Raw genomic sequence first — 18,963 nt, 5'->3', positions numbered from 1 at the left:
CTTTTATTTCGCAAACTCATGTGCAAGAATACGCGACCATTTGTTCATAATGGCCGCATTCTGAATGAATGATGATTTTATTGACACAGTATTCAAATAAATTGATAAATTCTGTCATTTTGCTCTAGCCTCACCAGCGGAGTTGCCCTAGGCTCATGCTCGGGGATGCAGAAAGCATTTTCCGTCCGATAACGAACGGGAGCATATTATGCAGAATCTTGAAGTGGCAACTGAAGCCGGAGCGCTCGAAGCGCTCGAGAATGGTTTGAAGGGCATCGAGTTTGACGAGTTCTTCGAGACAACCACAAGCTTTGATCCCAGCGAATTCGTGATGCGCCGCTGCTGATCGAAGAAGACAGGGAGCGGCGGGTGCCTTCGGGCGCCCGCCGCATCTTATGTTCCACTACGAATTTCACCCCGCAAAAGCCGTCGCATTCGACGAGGAAACCTTGACCATCGAGGACGAGTACAGCCGCCGGACAGTGGCTCTACTTCAACACGACGCCACTGCGAGTCTGCTCCATGCAGCAATGGCGGATCCGTCCACAGCGAACGCCGCAATGCGCAAACTGCTCAACGCGCTCGTGGAGCGCCACGTCATCATTGAACGCCATCCTCACGTTGAAGTGGACGAGCGTCAGAGTCGATCCCTCGGATATCTGGCCACGCGTTCAAAGGCTCCACAGCTTGCGCAGCAGCAGATCGGTGATCAGCGCGTCTTGGTGCTTGGCGTCGGCGGAACAGGAACGGTCCTGATCCAACACTTGGTCGCAGCAGGCGTACGCCGCTTCGTCCTGGTCGATCACGACGCCGTAGAGCTCTCCAACTTCAACCGTCAATTCCTTTGGCGGACATCCGACGTTGGTGCCGCCAAACTGGACACGACGAAGGCTTGGATCTCGGAGCGAGTGGAGGACGCTGACATCCAAACCGTCGATCGCCGGATTTCCAGTGAGAGCGACGTGGCACTATTACTCGGCGAATATCCGTCAGTCACCGTCGTGGCGTCGTGCATCGACTCACCAGCCGGGATTGAACAGCAAGTGGTTACTGCGTGCCTGTCCGCTGGCTTACCAGTGATGACCGGCGCCGTGGGCGTCGACCTTGGCCATGTGGGCCCCTTCTTCAGTCCACGCCAAACAGTATGTTTGGCGTGCTGGTACGGGTCCCGGGCTGCGAAGCAAGCCGTAACCCCGTGGTCCCATGGAGTCACCAATACGTTGGTGGGTGCCCTCATGGCACAACGTGTCCTTGACTGGGCCGTGGCCCCGGACACCGATAGCGAGCCGACCCGAATGACTCTTGAGTTCGATTCGTTGACAATTCACCGCTCACTCGCCCGGGACTGTGCGCACCATGATGCTTAGTGCCGAAGCTGAACTTCCGCTGCGGCGGGTGACCTTCCCCCCACACCTTGACCATGCCTGGGCCTTCACCACATCAGCTGTCCACGCCCGCCCTTTTCTCCTCCGCCCCAACGGATCGATCGTTCCCCAAGGAGCCTGTCTTGAACAGGTCGAAGAGAACGTGACCGCACTGTTTCCCGCCGAAGACACGACGTGGACGGATGGCCACAGAGTAACCGTCGCGGAACTCGAGCGCTGCGTCGCACGCGGCCTCGCAGTAACGGCAAGTCAGCGCTCAGGGAATGTCGAGCGCCAAACGGACAGGCTGCTGGTAAACAGTCCCCTTCCGGTTGAACGCCTACAGACACTCCTCGCCACCGCAGCATTTTCACTGACTCCCTGTATCCGGGACAGCGCGACGCGGCACACGAGCGGACCCTATGTCATCGATGACATCGGCGCTGGCGGCAGGACAGTCAACCTGCGGCGTCGCCGAGGTTCGAAAAGTCAGGGAGTGGACAGCATCAGCATCATTTCCACTGAATCCGTTGACGAGGGAGAGGCGATGTTTAGGCGAGGTGAACTGGACCTGACCAGAGTGTTGGGCGGCCGCCCGTTCCGTAGGGACAAAGACCTAAACCGCAGCGTTGATCTGGTGATGGGGCTGAGGTTTGCGCGGGGGTCAACGGTTTCCCAAGGGTTCGCGGCGAGCCTCGATCCCTTGGAACTGGCCGCCGTGACTGGGGGGACGTACACGGAACTGCCCGCTGCTCACACAACAATGACTGGCAATGGCGGATTCGGGACGATAACCATCCAATACACCGATTTCCATCCGAACAAAACAGTCGCCACGAATATCAAGCAGCAGCTATCCCGGCAGAGTATTTCCTGCCATCTGCATTCAGTGGACTACAACGAATACTTGCGGGGAGATGCTCCCTTACATGGTGCACAACTGGAGATTATTGACACGGCATTCGGAGTCGGACATGGATTTGTGCCACTCTTACGGGCAGTTTCGACTCTCAGCAGCAGTGGCCGCATTAGAGTGGACCGGCCCGTTGTGAACGCCAGGGCTGAAGTTGATTGGGAACAAATTCAATGGGGAGAAGAATGAACGCCAGGGTCCGTACTGCCCACCGGTTGACCTTTCGGTTTCGTGATGGGAGTGTGGTGGGCGCCAACCCATCGAACGGCGCCGTCCGCCGAATTCCGCAGCCGATCTGGAACATCCTGCGGCAGAGCACCGAATGGACGGAGTCGGACCGGATCCGCAGGCAGCTTGATGACGGCGTGGGCGACAACCAACGGGCAGATGAAATCCTGAACGCGCTGGTGTCGGATGGATTCCTCCTGGAAGAAGGCTCCGAGGCAGAACAGGCAGAAGCCACTTTCAGCAGCAACTGGCCCTTTGGCGAAACCACGGCAGACCACCACCTGGTCACTCGAAGCCTCCGATTCAGCGATGATCGAACCGAAGCGATGGACTTCGGCCGGGCTCTCCGCGATCATGCCGGAGACGACCTCGCCCCCGGGGTGCCGGAGGGTGCAACGGCCGTGGGTCTGCCTACCGGTTCCCTGGGTTCTGGACTCACGTCATCACTTGAACGACGTCGGAGCCGGCGCGATTTCATCCAAGAAGCAGTGAGCCTCCAGGACCTCAGCAGTGTGCTCTGGGCAACTGCTGGAATCCAAAGCTACCGGAAAGCCCCCATGCGTCCGCCCCTGCCACTTTCATTTGCACCCAGCGCCGGTGGTCTTAACGGCGCCGATTGCTATGTCATCGTCCAGAATGTCGAAGGAATATCGCAGGGCGTATACCGCTACCGGCCAACATCCAATGCCCTTGAAGTGGTGTCCGTTGATATCCGCACCAATGCGATGCGACTGCTCGGGAACCAACGGTGGGCGGACACCGCGGCCGCGATCATCGTCATAGTTGGGGCGGTGTCTCGTACCGCGTGGAAGTACAACGCCGCGTCCGGCTTCAACGCTCTGTTGCTTCAGGCCGGGCACATGTCCCAGAACGCCTTGCTCGCTGCTGCGGACAAGGGACTGGGAGCCGTGCCGTCAAATGCCATCCATGCCGCAGAGATGGAGGCGGCACTTAACCTGTCACCCGGTGAACAGATTGTCCTGACCAGCGTCAGCATCGGGCATATCAATGGTGCCACTTCGAGTTATCAAGAGTACGGTGACCAGCATCTGGACCTCCTGCAGAAAGCGGCCTCGAAGTGACCGCCTGGGAGGCCCCACCGGTCACTGGCGGGTCCTTGGTGCCAGCGGTCATCGACGCCTTCTTCGAGGACGCCCACTACGTCTGGAGTGCCATACCCCCGCTGAACATTCAGATCGGGGCCGGCATCACTTTCATCACCGGCCCCAGTGGCTGCGGTAAGTCTGCGATTCTGCGGCAGGTCCAATCTGTTGACCCCTCGTGGAGCCTTCTCCCTGACCTCGCACCGGATGTGCCGCTGATCGATCAGTTCACAGGAAGCCTTGGCACCCGCATTGCGCTCCTTGCGCGGTTTGGTCTTGGTGATGCCCAGGTTGTCATCAGACCGGCATCGTGGCTCTCGGATGGGCAGCATTTCCGTGCCCGTCTCGCCGCGGCGATTGCTGGCGGCTCCCGCAGGATACTGGTGGACGAGTTCCTGTCCACCGTAGACCGGGCGGCGGCATCAGTCGTCGCTTTCAACCTGCAGCGGACCTGCCGAAAGCGCAACATCGATCTCCTGGTTGCTACTGCCCACGACGATATTGAAACCGCGTTGGCACCGGACCGCACTATCCGCGTCCGTGCCAACGACTCTCCGAGGGTTCTAGAGCATAGTGGCGACCGGTCATGGCCGCTTGGCGAGAAGATCGACGTCGGGCATGGCACCTTTCCCGACTACGCCGCCCTGCAGCGCTTTCACTATTATCCCAAGCTCGATTTCGATCCGGGGCAGCGTGAAGTCAGCATCGTGGCGGCGAAGCTAGACGATGAGCCGGTTGCCGCGCGTCTCTACTGCGCCCCTTACCCAACAGCGTGGGCGGATGCGATGGAGGAGTTCGCAGAGGTTAACAGCTCCCTCACCCTGGGCCAACGCCTGGTGGTGCATCCTGTCTATCGAGGGATCGGACTGGCCCGGAAAGTGACCGCGCCTCAGTGGGCGCCCCGCGACCTCGTTTACACCAGATCGGTCATGAGCCGGTATACCGACATGCACACCTCGCTCGGCTATCAGCGCCATGACCCCCTGACAAACAAGCTCCCCCAGCAACGAACAGGTACCCTTCGCGAGGACGCCCTCCGGACCCTCGTGACGGAATACGCGGACTATAAGTTAGTCATAGGCTCCCCCGCCAGTGAGCAACAAATTGCTGCTGTGGCTTCCTGGTTCGCCCGGACGCTGGGCCGGCTCCCCGAAGATCAGCTTGCCGCCAGCACCACCACCACACTCATGGGCGGCTACGTCCTCAGGAAACACAGCACACAGGAGTGACCTCTTGGTCGAAACAACATCAACAGACGCCACCGACGAACAACAGGCGCAGCAGAACCACAGTCTTGCCCGCACCGGCTTCTACCGGCTGTGGGTAGGCGACTTCGTGTCGAATGCCGGATCAGCCATGATGGCCTTCGCCGTGCCGGTGATCGGCGTTACTGTCCTTGGGCTGGACGCCACCCAGGTCAGCTGGGTGGTGGCTGCCGGACTGTCGGCTCCGCTGTTCATTTCGCTGTCCGCAGGTGTCATAGCGGACCGCTCCCGGCGCCACGTCCTGCTGCATGTTTGCAACAGTGGCAGGTTCATTGTGTTCGCCGTGGTTCTTGCCCTGATGCTGGCGGGTTCCCTGAATTGGCAGATTCTTGCCATTGCACTCTTTTCGGTAGGCGTCCTGACTTTGCTGTACGAGAGCGCCATGGCTGCAGCGATCCCTTCGGTGGTTCCGCGAAAGCTCCTTATCCGCGCAAATTCGTGGATCGAAGGGGGGATGTCTGTCACTGAGTCAGGCGGCGCAGCTGTTGCTGGAATCATCATCAGCACCCTCGGGGCGCCCTTTATTGTTGCCATCAATGCCGTCACTTATGTCTTCAGCTCGTTGATGCTCATCAAGCTTCCGCTCGACCGCTCATCAAGGGAAGCGGAGGATCATGACGTCGCGCAACAAAACGCTGTTCGCGGGCATCTTCGCGAAATCCGGTTGGGCTTCAGCCTGTTATGGAAGCAGACGCCGCAAAGGGTGGTGTTACTCGCTGCCACGGCGTACAACTTTTTCGACTCGTGGATTCTGGCGGTGTTCTCCGTCTACGCGCTCACAGTGCTTGGCATGAATCCGGCACTCCTGGGGCTGGTGTTCGTTATACCTGCTGTCGTTGGAATCATCGGATCGGCCTTGACGGACCGAATCACGCAGCGGGCACGTCTGGGACAGGTTCTCACTGTCTCCTTCAGCATTATTGCCCTTGCCGGGCTCTGCCTTCCCTTGACTGCGGCTACACACGGGGTAAGCGCCGCCGTGATTACGTCGATTGTTTTCGCCGTTTTTGAATTGTGCATCGTCGTCAACATGATCATTGGGCGCTCGATGCGACAAGCGCTCTTTCCAGAACGCCACCTGTCCAAGGTTGCCGGAACGGCACGCTTCGTCTCTTGGGGCGTTGATCCCATCGGCGCCCTCATGGGTGGTGCAGTTGCTGCCATCGCAGGGGTTCAAGCATCGGTAGTAGTGGGTAGCTGCGGGTTCGTGGTCGGCGCGCTGATCTGCCTCTGCAGCCGTCAGCTGCGCAGCTTTACCAGATTGCCCGTACATGACGGCCTGGACGAACCGCCGTCAGGGCCCGTTCAGCCAGCGAAGGCCTGACAAACGCAGAATAGCCCGTCGCTGCACCGGCGAATCAGTGTGGCCATCTTCGTCAGGGATGCCCTGCGGATCTACGCAGAAAAGAACCTGTAGACGGTCAGGATGCGTTGATCAGGCTGAGGCAATAGTCTGGCCGGATGGGTACAAGCACCGTGAAGTCCGGCGAACAGGTCGATAGGCAGAAACGCATTCTCGACGCGGCCTTGGAACTGCTCTCCCGCCACGGCATTTCAGGCATTAACATGCGGGCTGTGGCGCGTGAAGCCGGCGTCGCGCTGGGGCTTGTGAACTACTACTACGAAGACAAATCGAGCCTGATCCGCGCGGTGCTCCACCAGATCGAAGAGCACGACCTCCTGCTGGTGGAGCCGCTAGCTTCATCAACACCGGACGAGCAACTCCGGGAGTCACTGCGACGTGTTGCAGATCCTGGTCTTCTAACCACACCATACCTATCCCTCCGACTTCATTTGTGGGCCCTCGCCCAGGCGGATGAGGACTTTGCACGCATCAATGCCGCAGCCTTTGACAGGTACCTCCAAGGGCTCGCGGCCTTGATCGGCAACGCCGTTCCCGGGCTGTCACCTGAAGAATGCCGGGACCGCGCGGCCGACGTCGTTGTGGTGCAGAACGGCATGTGGCTCACCACGCTGCTGGGGATCGACAAAGCGGCCATCCAGCGCGGTATAGCCCGCACGGAAGAGATCGCTCTCGCCCCTCGCTGAGCACACCACGTGGGTAGTTCGCCCCATAGCGCGAGGACCGGTTGTGCCCGAGTATCAAGGGAATACCTAACCGACCCGGGGGAACACCATGAAGATTGCTAAAAAAATTCTTGCTGCCAGCGCTGCCCTTGCCTTCATGGGAGGGGCATTGCTCACGGCTCAACCTGCGTTGGCTAACGATGGCTATGCCAACTGCAACGTCTGGATCCACTACGAATACAGTGTGGGAGGCAGTTGCAATTCCGATGCGCCGGGCACTGAGTATCAGGTTGCGGGCAAGTGCCGTCATGTCCCCACCGGTCAGGAGGCTATCGTGACCGGGCCCTGGAGGTGGCAGATGCCTGCCTCGCAAGGATTCAACACCTCCTACGCCAACTGCCCGGCAGGCACCAGGGCCGTTCAGGTTTGGCGCAACGTCCGATGAGCAGTCCGCATATGAAACTCACCACTAAGCTGTTCGGGTGCCTCGCCGCCTGCGCACTGGCACTCTCCGGCGCCGCTCCCGCCAGCGCTGCCACGGTCTACCCCGCTCCCACCCCGACGCCCGCCGACTGCTTTGGTGGCCTTCTGAGCGTTGAACCGAACGGGAATCTCGGTGCCATCTTCCTCAGCGGGGGCCAGCTTCGCTGGGAGAACAAGAGCTGGTCCTCGCCTGTACCGTTCGATGCGACTTACCTGACGCAAACCGGCGGGATGGGTGACGAGACGTTCGGCAAGTTCTCCTACTTCGGTACCTCCTCTGACGGCAAAGCGAAGTTCTATAACCAGCGGCAGGACCTCCAGGCGGACGGCACCTGGAAGCACTCCATCGACGGACCGATCACCACTATTGGTAACGGGTGGTTCCAGAAGTCCATCACCACCGCCTACAGCGGCACAGCGGACGTCCGGGGCCAGCAGTTCATTTTCCGGCTCACCAGCGGCGGCGAACTTTACCGTTACACCTTGGACACCAACGCCCGGACCATCACCGGTACGGTCAAGGTGTTCGGCGGAGGCGCCTCCATTACAGCCATCGGCTCGGCGCCTTCAATCGCCATCAACGGCAAGCCGGTTGCCGTGCTGATGGCTACCCTCACCACCGGCGAACTGCGCCAGTACATCATCCCGGACGCCACCCCCACCCAGTGGAGCTCCAAGACCATCCGCCCGGCCGCGGGGAATGGTTGGCAGAACTTCACGGCCATCACCGCCAGGAACTGCGATAGCAAAGGGCAGATAGTGCTCGGCTACATCAAGCAGCGCTTGGTCGCCGCCTACTACGACCCCACCGGCCTGACCGCCAACGACAAGGACCTGGGCGGCGGAGCCTCCTCCATGCCCGCGATGCCCGAAGGTACCCGGGTGTTCGGCTAACGCTCACTCACTCACTGGAAAAGGAAGCCGACGACGGCGGCAGCGCCCGCCGTCGTCGGCATTCCGCCGTGTCGCGATTGTCAGCATCCCTGGCGAGAGTGACTCCCCTAGAGGGACATTGGTTTTTGGCGAACAGCTTTTCGATGCTTCGGAGCTGTCCGTAAGGGTGTCCCTGACCGGGCGCTTGACGTCCGGAGAACCACCGTCTAACGGGGACGGGGTGGGTCGTCCGTGCCCCTTGGTGATCGGGGACAATGTCTCCATGTCGCAAAATGTTGAGATGCACCGAGAGATGGCGTGGCCGTTCCCGGATGACCGCTTCCCGAGGGCCTCGGTGCCGTGGTCATGAAGTCGGTCCTTTCTGGTGAGCGACCTGTTCTTCAAGTTCTTCACGACCCTGACAATGGGTGGGGCTTTGCTGATGGAGTTGATGACCCGAACACTCCTGGTGGGGCAGTTGCTGCACACATCAGTCACGTCACACGGCTCGACCCGACACTTGCGGAGATGGCGAAGTTGCCTCCTGGGACGCTGGCTGACCGTTTGGAAGTTGGTGGAGAGTGGCACGTTCGAAGCTTTGCGTGGGAAGAGGAATCGACGATGCCAGATTTCCAAGACAACAACCTTGAGGGAGCAAATGGCACTGCGAATTTCGAAAACCTGTCACCTGGTGTTCGTGTCGTTCGCAATGCTCTGGAGCTTGCGATGAACCCGAGCTGTGGACCGTTGACCTACGCGATGGTTCGCAAATCACAGTCCTCACCCACGGTTACAGCGTTGAGGGAAATGAAGTCGTTTTCTCCTTGCTATTCAAAGGAAAGCCGCCTTTCGAGCTAGATACACTTCGGATCCCCTTAGCCCTCATGCCCGAAAACTACTCGTGAAGCACACCTTCAACTCCCATCTGAAGAAGGGATGAGGTCCATGACTGACTTGCCGAAGCTCAGCCGGGCCGTATCGCATGCTTTGCGTCACGAGCCCTGGCTTTACGAACTGGAGCTGGACGGGGAAGGGTGGACATCGGTGGACGACCTACTTCAGGCGCTCCGGGGGGAGTCCCCTGATTGGGTGAACCTTGAAGTCACCGACCTGGAAAGTATGCTCCTGTCCTCCCCTAAACGACGCCATGAACTGAGCGGGGGCCGCATTCGGGCTCTCTACGGTCACAGTGTCCCGACCCGCATAGTGAAGCCACAAGAAGGTCCACCCCAAAAACTGTTTCATGGAACATCCAGGGAAAGCCTTGAAGCTATTCAGTCAGAGGGTTTGCGGCCTATGCGACGCCAGTACGTTCACCTATCCGAAAACATTGAAATGGCCAGGCAGGTGGGACAACGAAAGGACACTGACCCGGTTGTCCTCGTCATTGAAGGCTCGTCCGCCCACGGAGAGCACGTCAGCTTCTACCGTGGCGGCGAAAAAGTATGGCTAGCGGATAGTGTTCCTGCTGCGTTCATATCGGTCGTTCCGGAAGATGAGTGAGTTCATCCGCCGCTTTCGTGATGTCGCAGGCGAAAAGGGAGCGAGAAGGAACTGGTCACCTGCCGGACACATCGATGCGTGGAAATCTTTCGTGGCGGCTTGCGAAGAAGGCTACCGGTGGAGCATCTACGAGTATGAGAACGAACTCGAAATTAGGGATGTGATCGACAAAGCCCTCACTGCCCCGGAACTCACTGCGCACCCTGAACTGGCTATTTTCGCGGAGGCAATCGCCGATATTGACGAACGTTTCGCCGCGCTCCTACGCTCCGGGCCATCAGTATTACCAGAGACCGCACTCTGGTGGCACAGTAATTTGCCCGGATGGGCCGGTCCGGACCTGGTCGCAGACGCCGAAGCGCACTACGCCGTCCACCTCCGACCGGTAGAGCCCTGACGGATTTCACGTGCATGAGGCACGTTACTCCAACATCAAATAGGGTGCGCTCAAGGATCCGCCAGCGGGCAACAGGCTACTCGAGGAGAGCCTTCACCCGATCGACGTACTGCTGGCACAAGAGTTCGTAGTTCCTCTCATACCTGTCTAGATTTTCGGATTCGTCGGGCGGCAGTGTGAAGTACTTCCCGATTTCGAAAACTGACATGCCGTCATCCGCGGTATGCACAACGTACTGGAATCGTGCTGCCGGATCTTCGTCCCCCATGTAGCGGGTGATTGCCAGTTCGCATGGAATCTCCTCCATCACTTCCACGGCGGACACGTTTTCGACACCAGCATGCACCGAGATGAATACCTGAATCTCACCGAGACCTTCCACGTCCGGAGCACGAAAACCACAAACAACGTCCGGTGAAAGGAGTGGGCCTTTCTCCGCTGGTTTGATGAGGTCCCAGATCAGCTCGGGTGTGGCCCTGATCGCGGTGGACGCTGACACGAAATACACGGGGGCTTCGGTCAGGGGCGACGGTACTGCTGACCTTTTGAACCAAGGACTCATGGCGTGAGTGTATATGGACATGGCGGGCCGGAAATCACCCCCTTGGTCTTCCGGAGCTCTGGCCGTTCCAACGTGTCCGGTGAACGATCCCCGTGCGGGCGTTTGAACACCGTGTGGACCCACCGGCTCACGGAAGCACCGCCACTTATCGCCGAAAGTCACAGCCCTTGACGCTACACGGATATGTGTTCCAACTTCCTTAGAAGTGGAACAGCCACGAGTGCTCGAGAACCCAGGAGCTTACAACCAACAGGAGCTTGATTCACTCCTTCACGAAAAGGACGTCGCGCGCATCTCTAAGTCCTTGGACGAGGAAAAATACGTTCTCATTCCAGAAGAGCCATTGTGGAAGCTGTACGACGGTTGTGTCCCCCCGAGGGTGTTCCTGCCAAACAAGCCGACTTGGTGGCTCAGGTACTTCGACTACCTATAGATACCTACGACGACGCTGACGACAGTTCTAGGCATCCATGCCCCTCCACATTCCCGGGCTATGTTCCCTGCTCTTTGTCCGAGGAAGCGCGCGCCCCTAGCGGATCTCTCACCGGTGGGGCCCAGCTCTGCAAGGGACAGGTCCTTGGAGGGGCCTTTTGTATCTAGCTTATTGTGAACAGGCCTGTCGCAGTGGCGTAGCGAATGACCGGGGCACCTCTTGACCCCTCGTCTCTAAGGACTACATCTCGACGAATCGTTGCTCCGAGCTTGCGCATCAAGTGGGCTAGCCCGTCAACTGCGGCCTGGTCAACGAGTTCCCGAAGGTCGACGTCGAAATATACGCCGTCGGGTCCTCGGAAGAAGTTGACGCGCACTCCATCGATCGGCCAAACGGCAACAATCTCAAACTCGGCAAGCCCGTGCCTATCGGGTGGAAGCGGCGAATGGCCATCACTGGTCGTCACCTTCCAATCGCTGTCGTGCAGCATCGCAAACAGCAAATCCCAGTCGTGTTCCTCACTCCCGACCACCTCTCCATCAGGGAGCACGCCGGGATTATCCCCGAAAGCTTCGTGGACGCGCGCCCAATCAAGTTCAGATGTCATGGGAACCATACTGGCGCACATCAGGCGTCCGTAAGTCTCTTCTTTAAAACGCCCCATAATATGTCCGCATAGCCATCGGCTTACGGGGCGGGTACTGGGGTTAGGGCCCTAACGGTCGAGTACGCTAGCCAATGTCTGCGTGGACCTATACAAACCATGCCGAGGTGCCAGCGGGGACTCAACGCACCTTTTGGAATCAGGAATCAAACGTCCTTATGGACGACTACCTGAATGGGTCCTTGGTACGTCACGAATCCCGGACCGCCCTTCTTCGCGAATTCATCCAGGTGATCGTTGGCGTCTTGTAAGGACGACCGTAGTTCATCGCCTTTGCCATCAATGGCGACAATGAATGGGGTCCCTTGGGTCTGCCACCTCTCGGTGATGTTCGGGAGGGGGGAGACGAATGTTTCACCCACTTCCGATGGTGCTGAGAGTCCACGGGCAATCACGACGTGGCCGTTGGTGTTTCCAAACCATTCGAGATCCGAGATGAGCGATATTGCCGCGTCCAGTCCCGATGTTGGGAAGGGATACATAAACTCCTGAGCCAGGTAATCAGCCAGCGCTACGCGGTCAACGAGCCCCGTGAGGTCAAGTTGAAAGACCATCATTTGACGCGTAGACGCATCGCGGGTCAGGCGTTCAAACTGCGTCTCGTCCACGCCGAGGTGAATGGTGTACGGCTGCGAGAGATCTATCGTGCTCATGGTCGGATCCAAAGGGTGCGCGGAAGTTAGTCTCAGAAGTATAGGTTGAGCTGTGCTCTGTGGAAGCGTAGCCCTCTGCTTCGCCTCCACCTAATACGGGCGTTGCTTCGACCGACAGAATGCGGGGTGCCCTAAACGCTACACGGTTAGCTGTCCCACTTCCTTAGAAGTGGGACAGCTACGGCCCATGCACGGCATTGCCATGCCAATAGCGCCCCAAGTGCGGGCCGAATAGCTCCAGTTTCCCTTGATCCGGAATTTGGTCAGGCTCTTTGGTGCCGGGCCACCGGTCAGGACGCCTGCTCCGTGCGTCCGTTATCGTTGGCCATCAGCCCTTCGAGCATGTGGGTGCGGGCGCGCTCGATGCCTGAGGAGACTACGTGCCGGATTTCGTCTTCCGTTCCGGTGCGGATGATGTCAACGATTCGTCCATGATTAGTGGCCGTGTAGGGACGCCCCTGTGCACCCCGGAAGTTAAGAAATCGCTCGATTTCCTCATGAAGAGAATTTATGGTTTGTGCGAGCAGTGGTATGCGTGACAACTCCGCGATCCGGACATGGAGGAGCCGGTTCCTTTCGTTCAAAGTCGCCGCATCCGCGTCGGGGCTGACGCTGGCCTCACCGAGCTCCGCCAGCGCATCAAGCTCTTCAGCATTGGCACGCCGGGATGCCAGAACCGCCGCCTCCGGTTCAAGAAGTTGGCGCATCCGGTAGGTGTCTTGGAGTTCCCCGAAGTCAATCGGCTTCACGAGGGTGCCCCGCTTTGGAATCACCACAACCAAACCCTCGCGACGGAGCAGATTCGTAGCCTCGCGAATAGGGGTTCTACTCATCCCGTACTCTGCGGCCAGATAGGTATCCAGGATGGCGCTGCCAGGCCTGAAACGGCACCGCAAAATGTCCCTCTTGAGCATTTCGTATGCCCGATCCGCCATCGAAACCGGCTTATCCATCACTCCTGGCCTTCCCAAGCGCCGCAGCGCACGCCTTGCCGCTCGATCTTCTGTTTTCGCGACTGCTATTGACAGCAGCACGTGACCAGCCTAACATCCCTGTTATATATAACACGAATAACACTTGCATTCTTGAGTCGATGTGCCTTGTAGTTCAGGCCTTAAGCGACGACGCTGAAGGTGTCGAGCTCGAGCGGACCCATCCACTCAGGTAGTCCACCCCAACTCCCCCATTTCCATATGATCCACCTGAACCAGACAAGGCTTTGAGCGATGACACAAGCTCCTGTCGATACGACAATCGATGTCCCTACAAACCGTCTCTATCGGGCTCTCAGCGCCATAGAGCGTGCCGGCAACAAGCTCCCCCACCCGTTTTGGCTCTTTGTCATTCTGATAGTGATTCTCGGTGCGGTGAGCGCGATACTCGCTGGCCTGAACGTCACTGTCACCCTGCCAGGCAAGAACGAGACAGTCGCCGTCAAGAACCTCTTCTCCATGGAAGGGGCCAAGTTCGCTGTTGAGTCCGCGCTGACCAACTACGCCACGTTCCCGCCACTGGCGACTGTTGTCGTCGTTCTGCTCGGCGTTGCCGTCCTGGAACGCAGCGGGCTTCTGACAGCTCTACTCCGGGTCACCATTGGGCGGTTGCCGGCCTCAGTGCTGACCTTCTCCATTGCTTTCAGCTCAATGATCGCCCACGTCATGAGCGACTCCGCCTACCTCGTCATGATCCCCCTCGGCGCACTGGCCTTCCGTGCGGTAGGCCGTAGCCCTGTCCTGGGCCTCATGGTCGCTTACGCTGCAACTGCCGTTGGCTTCAATGCGAGCCCCCTGGTGACACCAGCTGATGCCATTCGGTCCTCGTTGTCGACCGCGGCAGCCCGCCTTGTCGACAAGGACTACGTCATCACCCCGGTGGCAACATACTTCTTCACGGCTGCGTCTTCGGTAGTTCTGGCCGTTGCCATCGCTTTCATCGTGGACAAGCTCCTGGCGCGCCGCCCAGAGTTCGGTTCATCCACCCTCGAAGCTGATTTCGAGAAGGCCGACAAACTCTTCAACACCTCAGCCAACGCCAACAGTGCAGTGAAGCTTGCCCCAATTGAAGCGAAGGCGCTCACGGTATCCGCTGTGACCTTCCTGTTATGCGTGGCGCTCATCTCGGTGATGCTGTTGCCGGGCTCACCGTTCCTTGGTGAAGGCGGCGACCTCGTGACTTCCGTCGTCGTAAAGAACATCGCCATTTTCCTTTGCATCATCTTCGCCGTCCTTGGCATCGTCTACGGGCGGATCACAGGCTCAATCCCTAAACTCAGCGAGGTCCCCGTGGCTATGGCCGAGGGAATCCGCAATCTTGCACCCGTGCTCGTGCTCTTCTTTGTCGTGGCTCAATTCCTGGCCTATTTCGCATGGACAAACATCGGTTCGGTCATCAGCGTCAACGGCGCCCAGACGCTTAAGTCCCTCGAAGCACCGCACCTGGTCATCCTGCTGGTGATCGTGCTGGCCATCAGTGTCCTGAACATGCTCATCACCAGCGGCTCGGCAATGTGGTCAATCCTGGCCCCAGTGATCATCCCCATGGTGATGTACGTCGGGCTCAAGCCCGAAGCCTCGATGGTGGCCTTTATGATCGGCGACTCCGTCACAAACTGCGTCACGCCGCTGAACGGATACTTCGTGCTGGCCCTCGGCTTCGTCCAGCAATTCCGGAAGGGCGCAGGCATTGGAACCATGCTCTCCTTCACCATTCCGCTGGCCGTCGGAGTCCTCGTGGTCTGGACCGCGTTCTTTGTCCTCTGGTACGCCCTCGGAATCCCTCTCGGACCCGGCGTCCCTGTCCGCTAAAGCAGCGGCCCCTTGTACCTGCGCGGAATAGCTCGTTTCGCGTACCTCATAAACGAAGGAAACATACCCAAATGGGAAGTATCGCAATTGTTGGAGCAGGAAACGTCGGCCAAGCAATCACCGGCCACATGGTTCTCCAAGGACATGACGTCCGGCTCTTCTCACGCTGGGAGAAGGATTTCGAGGCAATCATTGCCAACAACGGAATCGATCTCTCAGGCGATGTTGAAGGTCACGCAAACAAACCGACGCTGACAACCGACCTCGGCGATGCCATCGTTGGCGCTGACGTCGTCATCGTCGCTGCGCCAGCGTTCGCCCATGCCTACCTGTCAGAGCGTCTCGCCGCGTTGCTGGAACCAGAACAACTGGTGGTGTTCCAGCCCAGCGTCCTGGGCAGCTCCGTCGAACTCGCCAGGCACTTCGCCCTGGCACAGCGAACGCCATGCCTCATAGCCGAAACCCCGACAAGCCTATATACCTGCCGCCTCCGTGGCCCGGCGCAGGTCTTCATCGGTGCAATCAAGCAAGCTGTTCACCTGGCAACCATCCCCCACGCATCCTCCCAAGACGCACTCGACCGCCTAAGCCACTACTTCGGCGACCGCTACATCGCCGGCAGCGATACCTTGTCAGTGGGCCTTGGAAACTGCAACGCGATTTACCACGTCCCCCCGGCAGTGCTGAACATCAAAACCGTCGAAGATGCAGACTCCCGGCCCCACCACACGTTGGTAACCCCCCGCGTCGCGGAGGTCATCAACGCGCTCGATCAAGAACGGCTCGCCCTGGCGGAGGCTCTCGGGGTAAAGACGCCAAGCTTCTGGGAATTCCTCGAAAGCGCCTACGGCGTCACCGAGGGATCCCATGTGGAACGAATTGTTCAAGGCTACGGACGTCAAGCATTCCCGGAACCCGATTCCCTAACCCACCGGTACTTTACTGAGGACATCCCCTTCGGTTTGGTGATCTGGAGCTCGCTGGCAAAACAAATCGGGCTCCCCCTCCCACTGACTGACTCCTTCATCAAGATCAGCGGACTCATCTGCGGAACTGACTTCGAAGCCGAAGGCCGGACAGCGGACATACTCGGCCTTGAAGGCCTGGACGCTGCAGCAATCAAAGAAGCCTTCCTAAACGGCGTGACTCCGCTAGTTACCGCGTAAGGAAACCACTGCTGGCAGGGTCAGATCTTCCTTCGAAGGCCTGACCCTGCCGGTTCAGATACAGCTCAGCTCGTGCGTCCCGGATTGCGCCCGGACCAAGTAGCGGCACCTGATTCGCGCAGACTGGACAGACAGATGGATACGCCACGACGCCGGCCCGGGATTTCACCGCGATCAACTGAAGACACCGCCGGCCCTATCAGCCACGGCGAGAGTGCAGCCATCAAGGACCTCACCCACCGCGACGGAATGCTCCGCGTAGACCGGCTCACTTCTACGGTCCGGGTCCAGCGCCACGACGGCTACGACGCCACGTACGACCTCGACATAGGCCAGCTGCTAGCAGCAACCGGAAACATAGCAACGCTCCCCTCCCCGAGCTACACAGTCAGTAGTTCGGCAATACGAAAGTGATCCATTGATGGAGCTTCACCCTCAACCTGACTGGCAGCGGGCTCATGGCCAATACGTCGAAATTCGGCGGTCAGGAAAGACAGTTCACACAGGAACCGTAGACGCAGTCATGCCCGACAACTCCATACTCTGGATCTCCGCCTCTGGCGCCTACCCGCGGACGATGTTCGAAAAATCTCAAGGCGACGAGGTCTATGCCCGATACTCATGGGACACCCCACCCTAAAACCGGGTCATTCAATCGCCAAGCGCTCTGTCCGAGCCGGCTCCCCAGCGAGCGTCACGGTTCTACAAAGGTATCCCACAACCTTCGAAGTGGGACACCTCCCCTGGGACACTCCCCCATCCATCCGAATTGTCGTTTTTGGAAGCTGACTGCACTGAATGTCAGAAGTCGTCTGCACTGCGATTGTCTTTCCTATGGGGATCCTTGACCGGGCCGATACGCCGGCGCTGATCGAGTCGAGCCAGGACTCGCGCTGAGCTTTGAGAATTCAGGTATTACTAGGCGACTAGAAGTTGGCGGACCCTGTCACGGAGGGCAGCGAGAACTTCGGTGTCCGGATTACTGCGGGCGAGGGCTGTCAGACCGCGGCAGGCAAGTCCCGCGTCGGTAAGTTCTCCGCTGACTAGCAAGTCAATGAGTTCTGAAACGGGAAGAAGTCGCACGTGTCCAGATTCGGACTCGTCCCAGGTCGCTTCATATGTCTTGGATGCGTTGGCCGCGATGACGAGATGCTTACGTCTTGATGAGTTCGCAGCCCACCACTCTGAGCCGGCGTAGAAAGCTGATTCTGAGTGGTATCCAGTTTCTTCTCGTAGTTCTCGAAGTGCTGCATCGGTGGGCGGCTCGTTGTTGTTGAGGTATCCACCAGGGAGCTCGAGTAATGCCTTCTCTGGTCCAACACGGAACTGTTCGAATAGGACGACGTGGCTTGCTGAAGGCGTGAACGCGAGGGTTGCCGCCGAATCACGGCCCGTAATAACGTCCCAGTCAGTCACGGCCCCATTTGGCTCTTCGTAGGTATCACGGTTGATCGTTACAAAGCCCTGGTATGTGATCGTCGATCGGATTTTTGCCCACTCACCGGCAATAGGCATTGTGCTCCTTCTCTGCGCGGCTGCGCTCCACAGCTAACCGTCGAGCTAGACAGTCTAGCCACGCCGGGCTGACATTCAGAGCGCCCAAATGCCGATCCTCTACCGGGGCAACTCATCATTGGGAATTCAGGCAGGCCTACGGTGGTTGAAGTTAGCGCCGCCGCGGTGTCCACCCTGACGGAAGCATGCCAGTGATCTTGGCTCGTTCAGAATCAGCCTCTGCTGACCAACCTTGAGCTGCCAGTGAGTTCTCGAAGACACCCCGAGCCATGCGCAAACCTAGGTCTGGGTGGCTCATACCAGGGGCACCTCCGCGCCGAGTCGAAGCGCGCACGCTCCACGGCTTGTCAGCAAAACCTCCCCCACGGAAGACACGATAATCTCCGTAGCGGGCAGGATCGAGCAAATCCCAGCACCATTCCCAGACGTTTCCAAGGGTGTCCTGAAGTCCGAAGGCATTGGGTTGTTTCAGTCCCACTTCTGCAGGGTTCTCCAGCTTGTCATTCGCTGTCCATCCAATGGCAGAGAGGGGTCCGTAGTGCGGACCCACTGTGCCAGCGCGGCATGCATATTCCCATTCGGCTTCGGTGGGCAGACGGTACCCAGAAGCATCGGTCCTCCAAGTTACCTGGCCTGCCTCGAAGACGTATGCAGGGGCAAGACCTTCGTTCAATGAAGCTGCATTGCAAAGATTGATGGCTTGCAACCAATTAATGTCTGCCAAAGGAGTTTGGGAACCCGTTTCGCTATCACCCATCAGCTGCGCAAATTGAGCCGTGGTGACCGGGGCAGCAGCAATCTCGAATGGTTCCAGATGGACGACCCAGCGGCGCTTTCGTCGTGCGTCATGCAATTCCACTTGTCCGGCCTGTAGCGGAAGGAGATCAAAGGTAGCCATTCCTCAAGGCTCCCATGTCGTGCCCGATAGCCGGTCCTCCACCGGCCGCCACGCAGCCCCATATAGCGCTAAGCAAAACTCGCGTCATTCTGCGGAACCAGAATTCCCGTA

Annotated in this window: 21 protein-coding genes; 15 read left to right on the top strand and 6 right to left on the bottom strand. The window is 58.8% G+C overall.

Annotated features, from left to right (window positions below; genetic code table 11):
• Nucleotides 1–208: 208 nt before the first annotated feature.
• The 12 genes from HAV21_RS07410 (at nucleotide 209) to HAV21_RS07355 (ending at nucleotide 10,157) form a co-directional block, all read left to right on the top strand.
• A complete protein-coding gene (locus tag HAV21_RS07410; protein ID WP_160147613.1) occupies nucleotides 209–346 on the top strand; it encodes a hypothetical protein in 138 nt (45 codons plus the stop codon).
• Between the two features lie 103 nt (nucleotides 347–449).
• The gene (locus HAV21_RS07405; protein ID WP_166841221.1) at nucleotides 450–1,367 is read left to right on the top strand and encodes a ThiF family adenylyltransferase; all 918 of its coding nucleotides are present in this window, start codon (nucleotides 450–452) and stop codon (nucleotides 1,365–1,367) included.
• Entirely contained in the window at nucleotides 1,357–2,466 is a 1,110-nt protein-coding gene (locus HAV21_RS07400; protein ID WP_166841220.1) for a hypothetical protein, read from the top strand. Before HAV21_RS07405 ends, HAV21_RS07400 begins: the two co-directional genes overlap by 11 nt.
• 56 nt (nucleotides 2,467–2,522) lie before the next feature.
• On the top strand, nucleotides 2,523–3,587 hold the full coding sequence (locus tag HAV21_RS07395) for a SagB/ThcOx family dehydrogenase (protein ID WP_166841219.1): 1,065 nt from the start codon (nucleotides 2,523–2,525) through the stop codon (nucleotides 3,585–3,587).
• The gene (locus HAV21_RS07390) at nucleotides 3,584–4,837 is read left to right on the top strand and encodes a hypothetical protein (RefSeq protein ID WP_166841218.1); all 1,254 of its coding nucleotides are present in this window, start codon (nucleotides 3,584–3,586) and stop codon (nucleotides 4,835–4,837) included. The genes HAV21_RS07395 and HAV21_RS07390 overlap by 4 nt, the downstream gene beginning before the upstream one ends.
• Nucleotides 4,838–4,841: 4 nt before the next feature.
• Entirely contained in the window at nucleotides 4,842–6,197 is a 1,356-nt protein-coding gene (locus HAV21_RS07385; protein WP_166841217.1) for an MFS transporter, read from the top strand.
• A 137-nt stretch (nucleotides 6,198–6,334) separates the two neighbouring features.
• Complete coding sequence (locus HAV21_RS07380; RefSeq protein ID WP_166841216.1) at nucleotides 6,335–6,922, top strand: TetR/AcrR family transcriptional regulator; 588 nt, start codon at nucleotides 6,335–6,337, stop codon at nucleotides 6,920–6,922.
• Nucleotides 6,923–7,010: 88 nt separating this feature from the next.
• The gene (locus tag HAV21_RS07375; RefSeq protein ID WP_166841215.1) at nucleotides 7,011–7,346 is read left to right on the top strand and encodes a hypothetical protein; all 336 of its coding nucleotides are present in this window, start codon (nucleotides 7,011–7,013) and stop codon (nucleotides 7,344–7,346) included.
• Nucleotides 7,347–7,357: 11 nt separating this feature from the next.
• Nucleotides 7,358–8,278 carry a hypothetical protein gene (locus tag HAV21_RS07370; RefSeq protein WP_166841214.1) on the top strand — a complete coding sequence of 307 codons (921 nt, stop codon included), beginning with the start codon at nucleotides 7,358–7,360 and terminating at the stop codon, nucleotides 8,276–8,278.
• Nucleotides 8,279–8,623: 345 nt separating this feature from the next.
• Nucleotides 8,624–9,115, top strand: a complete 492-nt coding sequence (locus HAV21_RS07365; RefSeq protein WP_142936860.1) for a hypothetical protein — start codon at nucleotides 8,624–8,626, stop codon at nucleotides 9,113–9,115.
• An 87-nt stretch (nucleotides 9,116–9,202) separates the two neighbouring features.
• Nucleotides 9,203–9,760, top strand: coding sequence for an RNA 2'-phosphotransferase (locus HAV21_RS07360; protein ID WP_243753163.1), 558 nt, complete (start codon nucleotides 9,203–9,205; stop codon nucleotides 9,758–9,760).
• Nucleotides 9,753–10,157 carry a hypothetical protein gene (locus tag HAV21_RS07355; protein ID WP_166841212.1) on the top strand — a complete coding sequence of 135 codons (405 nt, stop codon included), beginning with the start codon at nucleotides 9,753–9,755 and terminating at the stop codon, nucleotides 10,155–10,157. The genes HAV21_RS07360 and HAV21_RS07355 overlap by 8 nt, the downstream gene beginning before the upstream one ends.
• A gap of 76 nt (nucleotides 10,158–10,233) precedes the next feature.
• Here the strand turns inward: HAV21_RS07355 and HAV21_RS07350 are convergent, their stop codons facing one another.
• The 4 genes from HAV21_RS07350 to HAV21_RS07335 all read right to left on the bottom strand — a co-directional run bounded on the left by HAV21_RS07350 (nucleotide 10,234) and on the right by HAV21_RS07335 (nucleotide 13,422).
• Nucleotides 10,234–10,719, bottom strand: a complete 486-nt coding sequence (locus HAV21_RS07350) for a hypothetical protein (RefSeq protein WP_142936863.1) — start codon at nucleotides 10,717–10,719, stop codon at nucleotides 10,234–10,236.
• Between the two features lie 596 nt (nucleotides 10,720–11,315).
• Nucleotides 11,316–11,759, bottom strand: coding sequence for a hypothetical protein (locus HAV21_RS07345; RefSeq protein ID WP_142936864.1), 444 nt, complete (start codon nucleotides 11,757–11,759; stop codon nucleotides 11,316–11,318).
• Between the two features lie 203 nt (nucleotides 11,760–11,962).
• The gene (locus HAV21_RS07340; protein ID WP_142936865.1) at nucleotides 11,963–12,469 is read right to left on the bottom strand and encodes a hypothetical protein; all 507 of its coding nucleotides are present in this window, start codon (nucleotides 12,467–12,469) and stop codon (nucleotides 11,963–11,965) included.
• 290 nt (nucleotides 12,470–12,759) lie between these two features.
• Complete coding sequence (locus HAV21_RS07335) at nucleotides 12,760–13,422, bottom strand: GntR family transcriptional regulator (protein ID WP_142936866.1); 663 nt, start codon at nucleotides 13,420–13,422, stop codon at nucleotides 12,760–12,762.
• Between the two features lie 273 nt (nucleotides 13,423–13,695).
• Between HAV21_RS07335 and HAV21_RS07330 the strand changes: the two genes are divergently transcribed.
• From HAV21_RS07330 to HAV21_RS07320, 3 genes are all read left to right on the top strand, one after another.
• Entirely contained in the window at nucleotides 13,696–15,273 is a 1,578-nt protein-coding gene (locus HAV21_RS07330) for an AbgT family transporter (RefSeq protein ID WP_142936867.1), read from the top strand.
• A 71-nt stretch (nucleotides 15,274–15,344) separates the two neighbouring features.
• Entirely contained in the window at nucleotides 15,345–16,439 is a 1,095-nt protein-coding gene (locus HAV21_RS07325; protein WP_142936868.1) for an NAD/NADP octopine/nopaline dehydrogenase family protein, read from the top strand.
• Nucleotides 16,440–16,574: 135 nt separating this feature from the next.
• Entirely contained in the window at nucleotides 16,575–16,853 is a 279-nt protein-coding gene (locus HAV21_RS07320) for a hypothetical protein (RefSeq protein ID WP_166841211.1), read from the top strand.
• Nucleotides 16,854–17,357: 504 nt separating this feature from the next.
• Here HAV21_RS07320 and HAV21_RS07315 read toward each other — a convergent pair.
• On the bottom strand, nucleotides 17,358–17,954 hold the full coding sequence (locus HAV21_RS07315) for an NUDIX hydrolase (protein ID WP_166841210.1): 597 nt from the start codon (nucleotides 17,952–17,954) through the stop codon (nucleotides 17,358–17,360).
• Between the two features lie 151 nt (nucleotides 17,955–18,105).
• Complete coding sequence (locus HAV21_RS07310; protein ID WP_142936871.1) at nucleotides 18,106–18,852, bottom strand: SUMF1/EgtB/PvdO family nonheme iron enzyme; 747 nt, start codon at nucleotides 18,850–18,852, stop codon at nucleotides 18,106–18,108.
• Nucleotides 18,853–18,963 lie beyond the last annotated feature (111 nt).

Origin of the sequence: Paenarthrobacter sp. MSM-2-10-13, from assembly GCF_011605365.1 — a bacterium.
Taxonomy (GTDB): Bacteria; Actinomycetota; Actinomycetes; order Actinomycetales; family Micrococcaceae; genus Arthrobacter.
This window is presented reverse-complemented; position numbering and strand designations above follow the sequence as displayed.

Excerpts from the sequence above, each read along its gene's own strand:
- HAV21_RS07365 (WP_142936860.1), top strand. The coding sequence starts at position 8,624 with ATGAAGTCGGTCCTTTCTGGTGAGCGACCTGTTCTTCAAGTTCTTCAC.
- HAV21_RS07325 (WP_142936868.1), top strand. The coding sequence starts at position 15,345 with ATGGGAAGTATCGCAATTGTTGGAGCAGGAAACGTCGGCCAAGCAATC.
- HAV21_RS07335 (WP_142936866.1), bottom strand. The coding sequence starts at position 13,422 with ATGGATAAGCCGGTTTCGATGGCGGATCGGGCATACGAAATGCTCAAG.
- HAV21_RS07340 (WP_142936865.1), bottom strand. The coding sequence starts at position 12,469 with ATGAGCACGATAGATCTCTCGCAGCCGTACACCATTCACCTCGGCGTG.
- HAV21_RS07315 (WP_166841210.1), bottom strand. The coding sequence starts at position 17,954 with ATGCCTATTGCCGGTGAGTGGGCAAAAATCCGATCGACGATCACATAC.
- HAV21_RS07345 (WP_142936864.1), bottom strand. The coding sequence starts at position 11,759 with ATGACATCTGAACTTGATTGGGCGCGCGTCCACGAAGCTTTCGGGGAT.
- HAV21_RS07400 (WP_166841220.1), top strand. The coding sequence starts at position 1,357 with ATGATGCTTAGTGCCGAAGCTGAACTTCCGCTGCGGCGGGTGACCTTC.
- HAV21_RS07310 (WP_142936871.1), bottom strand. The coding sequence starts at position 18,852 with ATGGCTACCTTTGATCTCCTTCCGCTACAGGCCGGACAAGTGGAATTG.
- HAV21_RS07320 (WP_166841211.1), top strand. The coding sequence starts at position 16,575 with ATGGATACGCCACGACGCCGGCCCGGGATTTCACCGCGATCAACTGAA.
- HAV21_RS07370 (WP_166841214.1), top strand. The coding sequence starts at position 7,358 with ATGAAACTCACCACTAAGCTGTTCGGGTGCCTCGCCGCCTGCGCACTG.
- HAV21_RS07410 (WP_160147613.1), top strand. The coding sequence starts at position 209 with ATGCAGAATCTTGAAGTGGCAACTGAAGCCGGAGCGCTCGAAGCGCTC.
- HAV21_RS07355 (WP_166841212.1), top strand. The coding sequence starts at position 9,753 with ATGAGTGAGTTCATCCGCCGCTTTCGTGATGTCGCAGGCGAAAAGGGA.
- HAV21_RS07375 (WP_166841215.1), top strand. The coding sequence starts at position 7,011 with ATGAAGATTGCTAAAAAAATTCTTGCTGCCAGCGCTGCCCTTGCCTTC.
- HAV21_RS07380 (WP_166841216.1), top strand. The coding sequence starts at position 6,335 with ATGGGTACAAGCACCGTGAAGTCCGGCGAACAGGTCGATAGGCAGAAA.
- HAV21_RS07350 (WP_142936863.1), bottom strand. The coding sequence starts at position 10,719 with ATGAGTCCTTGGTTCAAAAGGTCAGCAGTACCGTCGCCCCTGACCGAA.
- HAV21_RS07330 (WP_142936867.1), top strand. The coding sequence starts at position 13,696 with ATGACACAAGCTCCTGTCGATACGACAATCGATGTCCCTACAAACCGT.
- HAV21_RS07360 (WP_243753163.1), top strand. The coding sequence starts at position 9,203 with ATGACTGACTTGCCGAAGCTCAGCCGGGCCGTATCGCATGCTTTGCGT.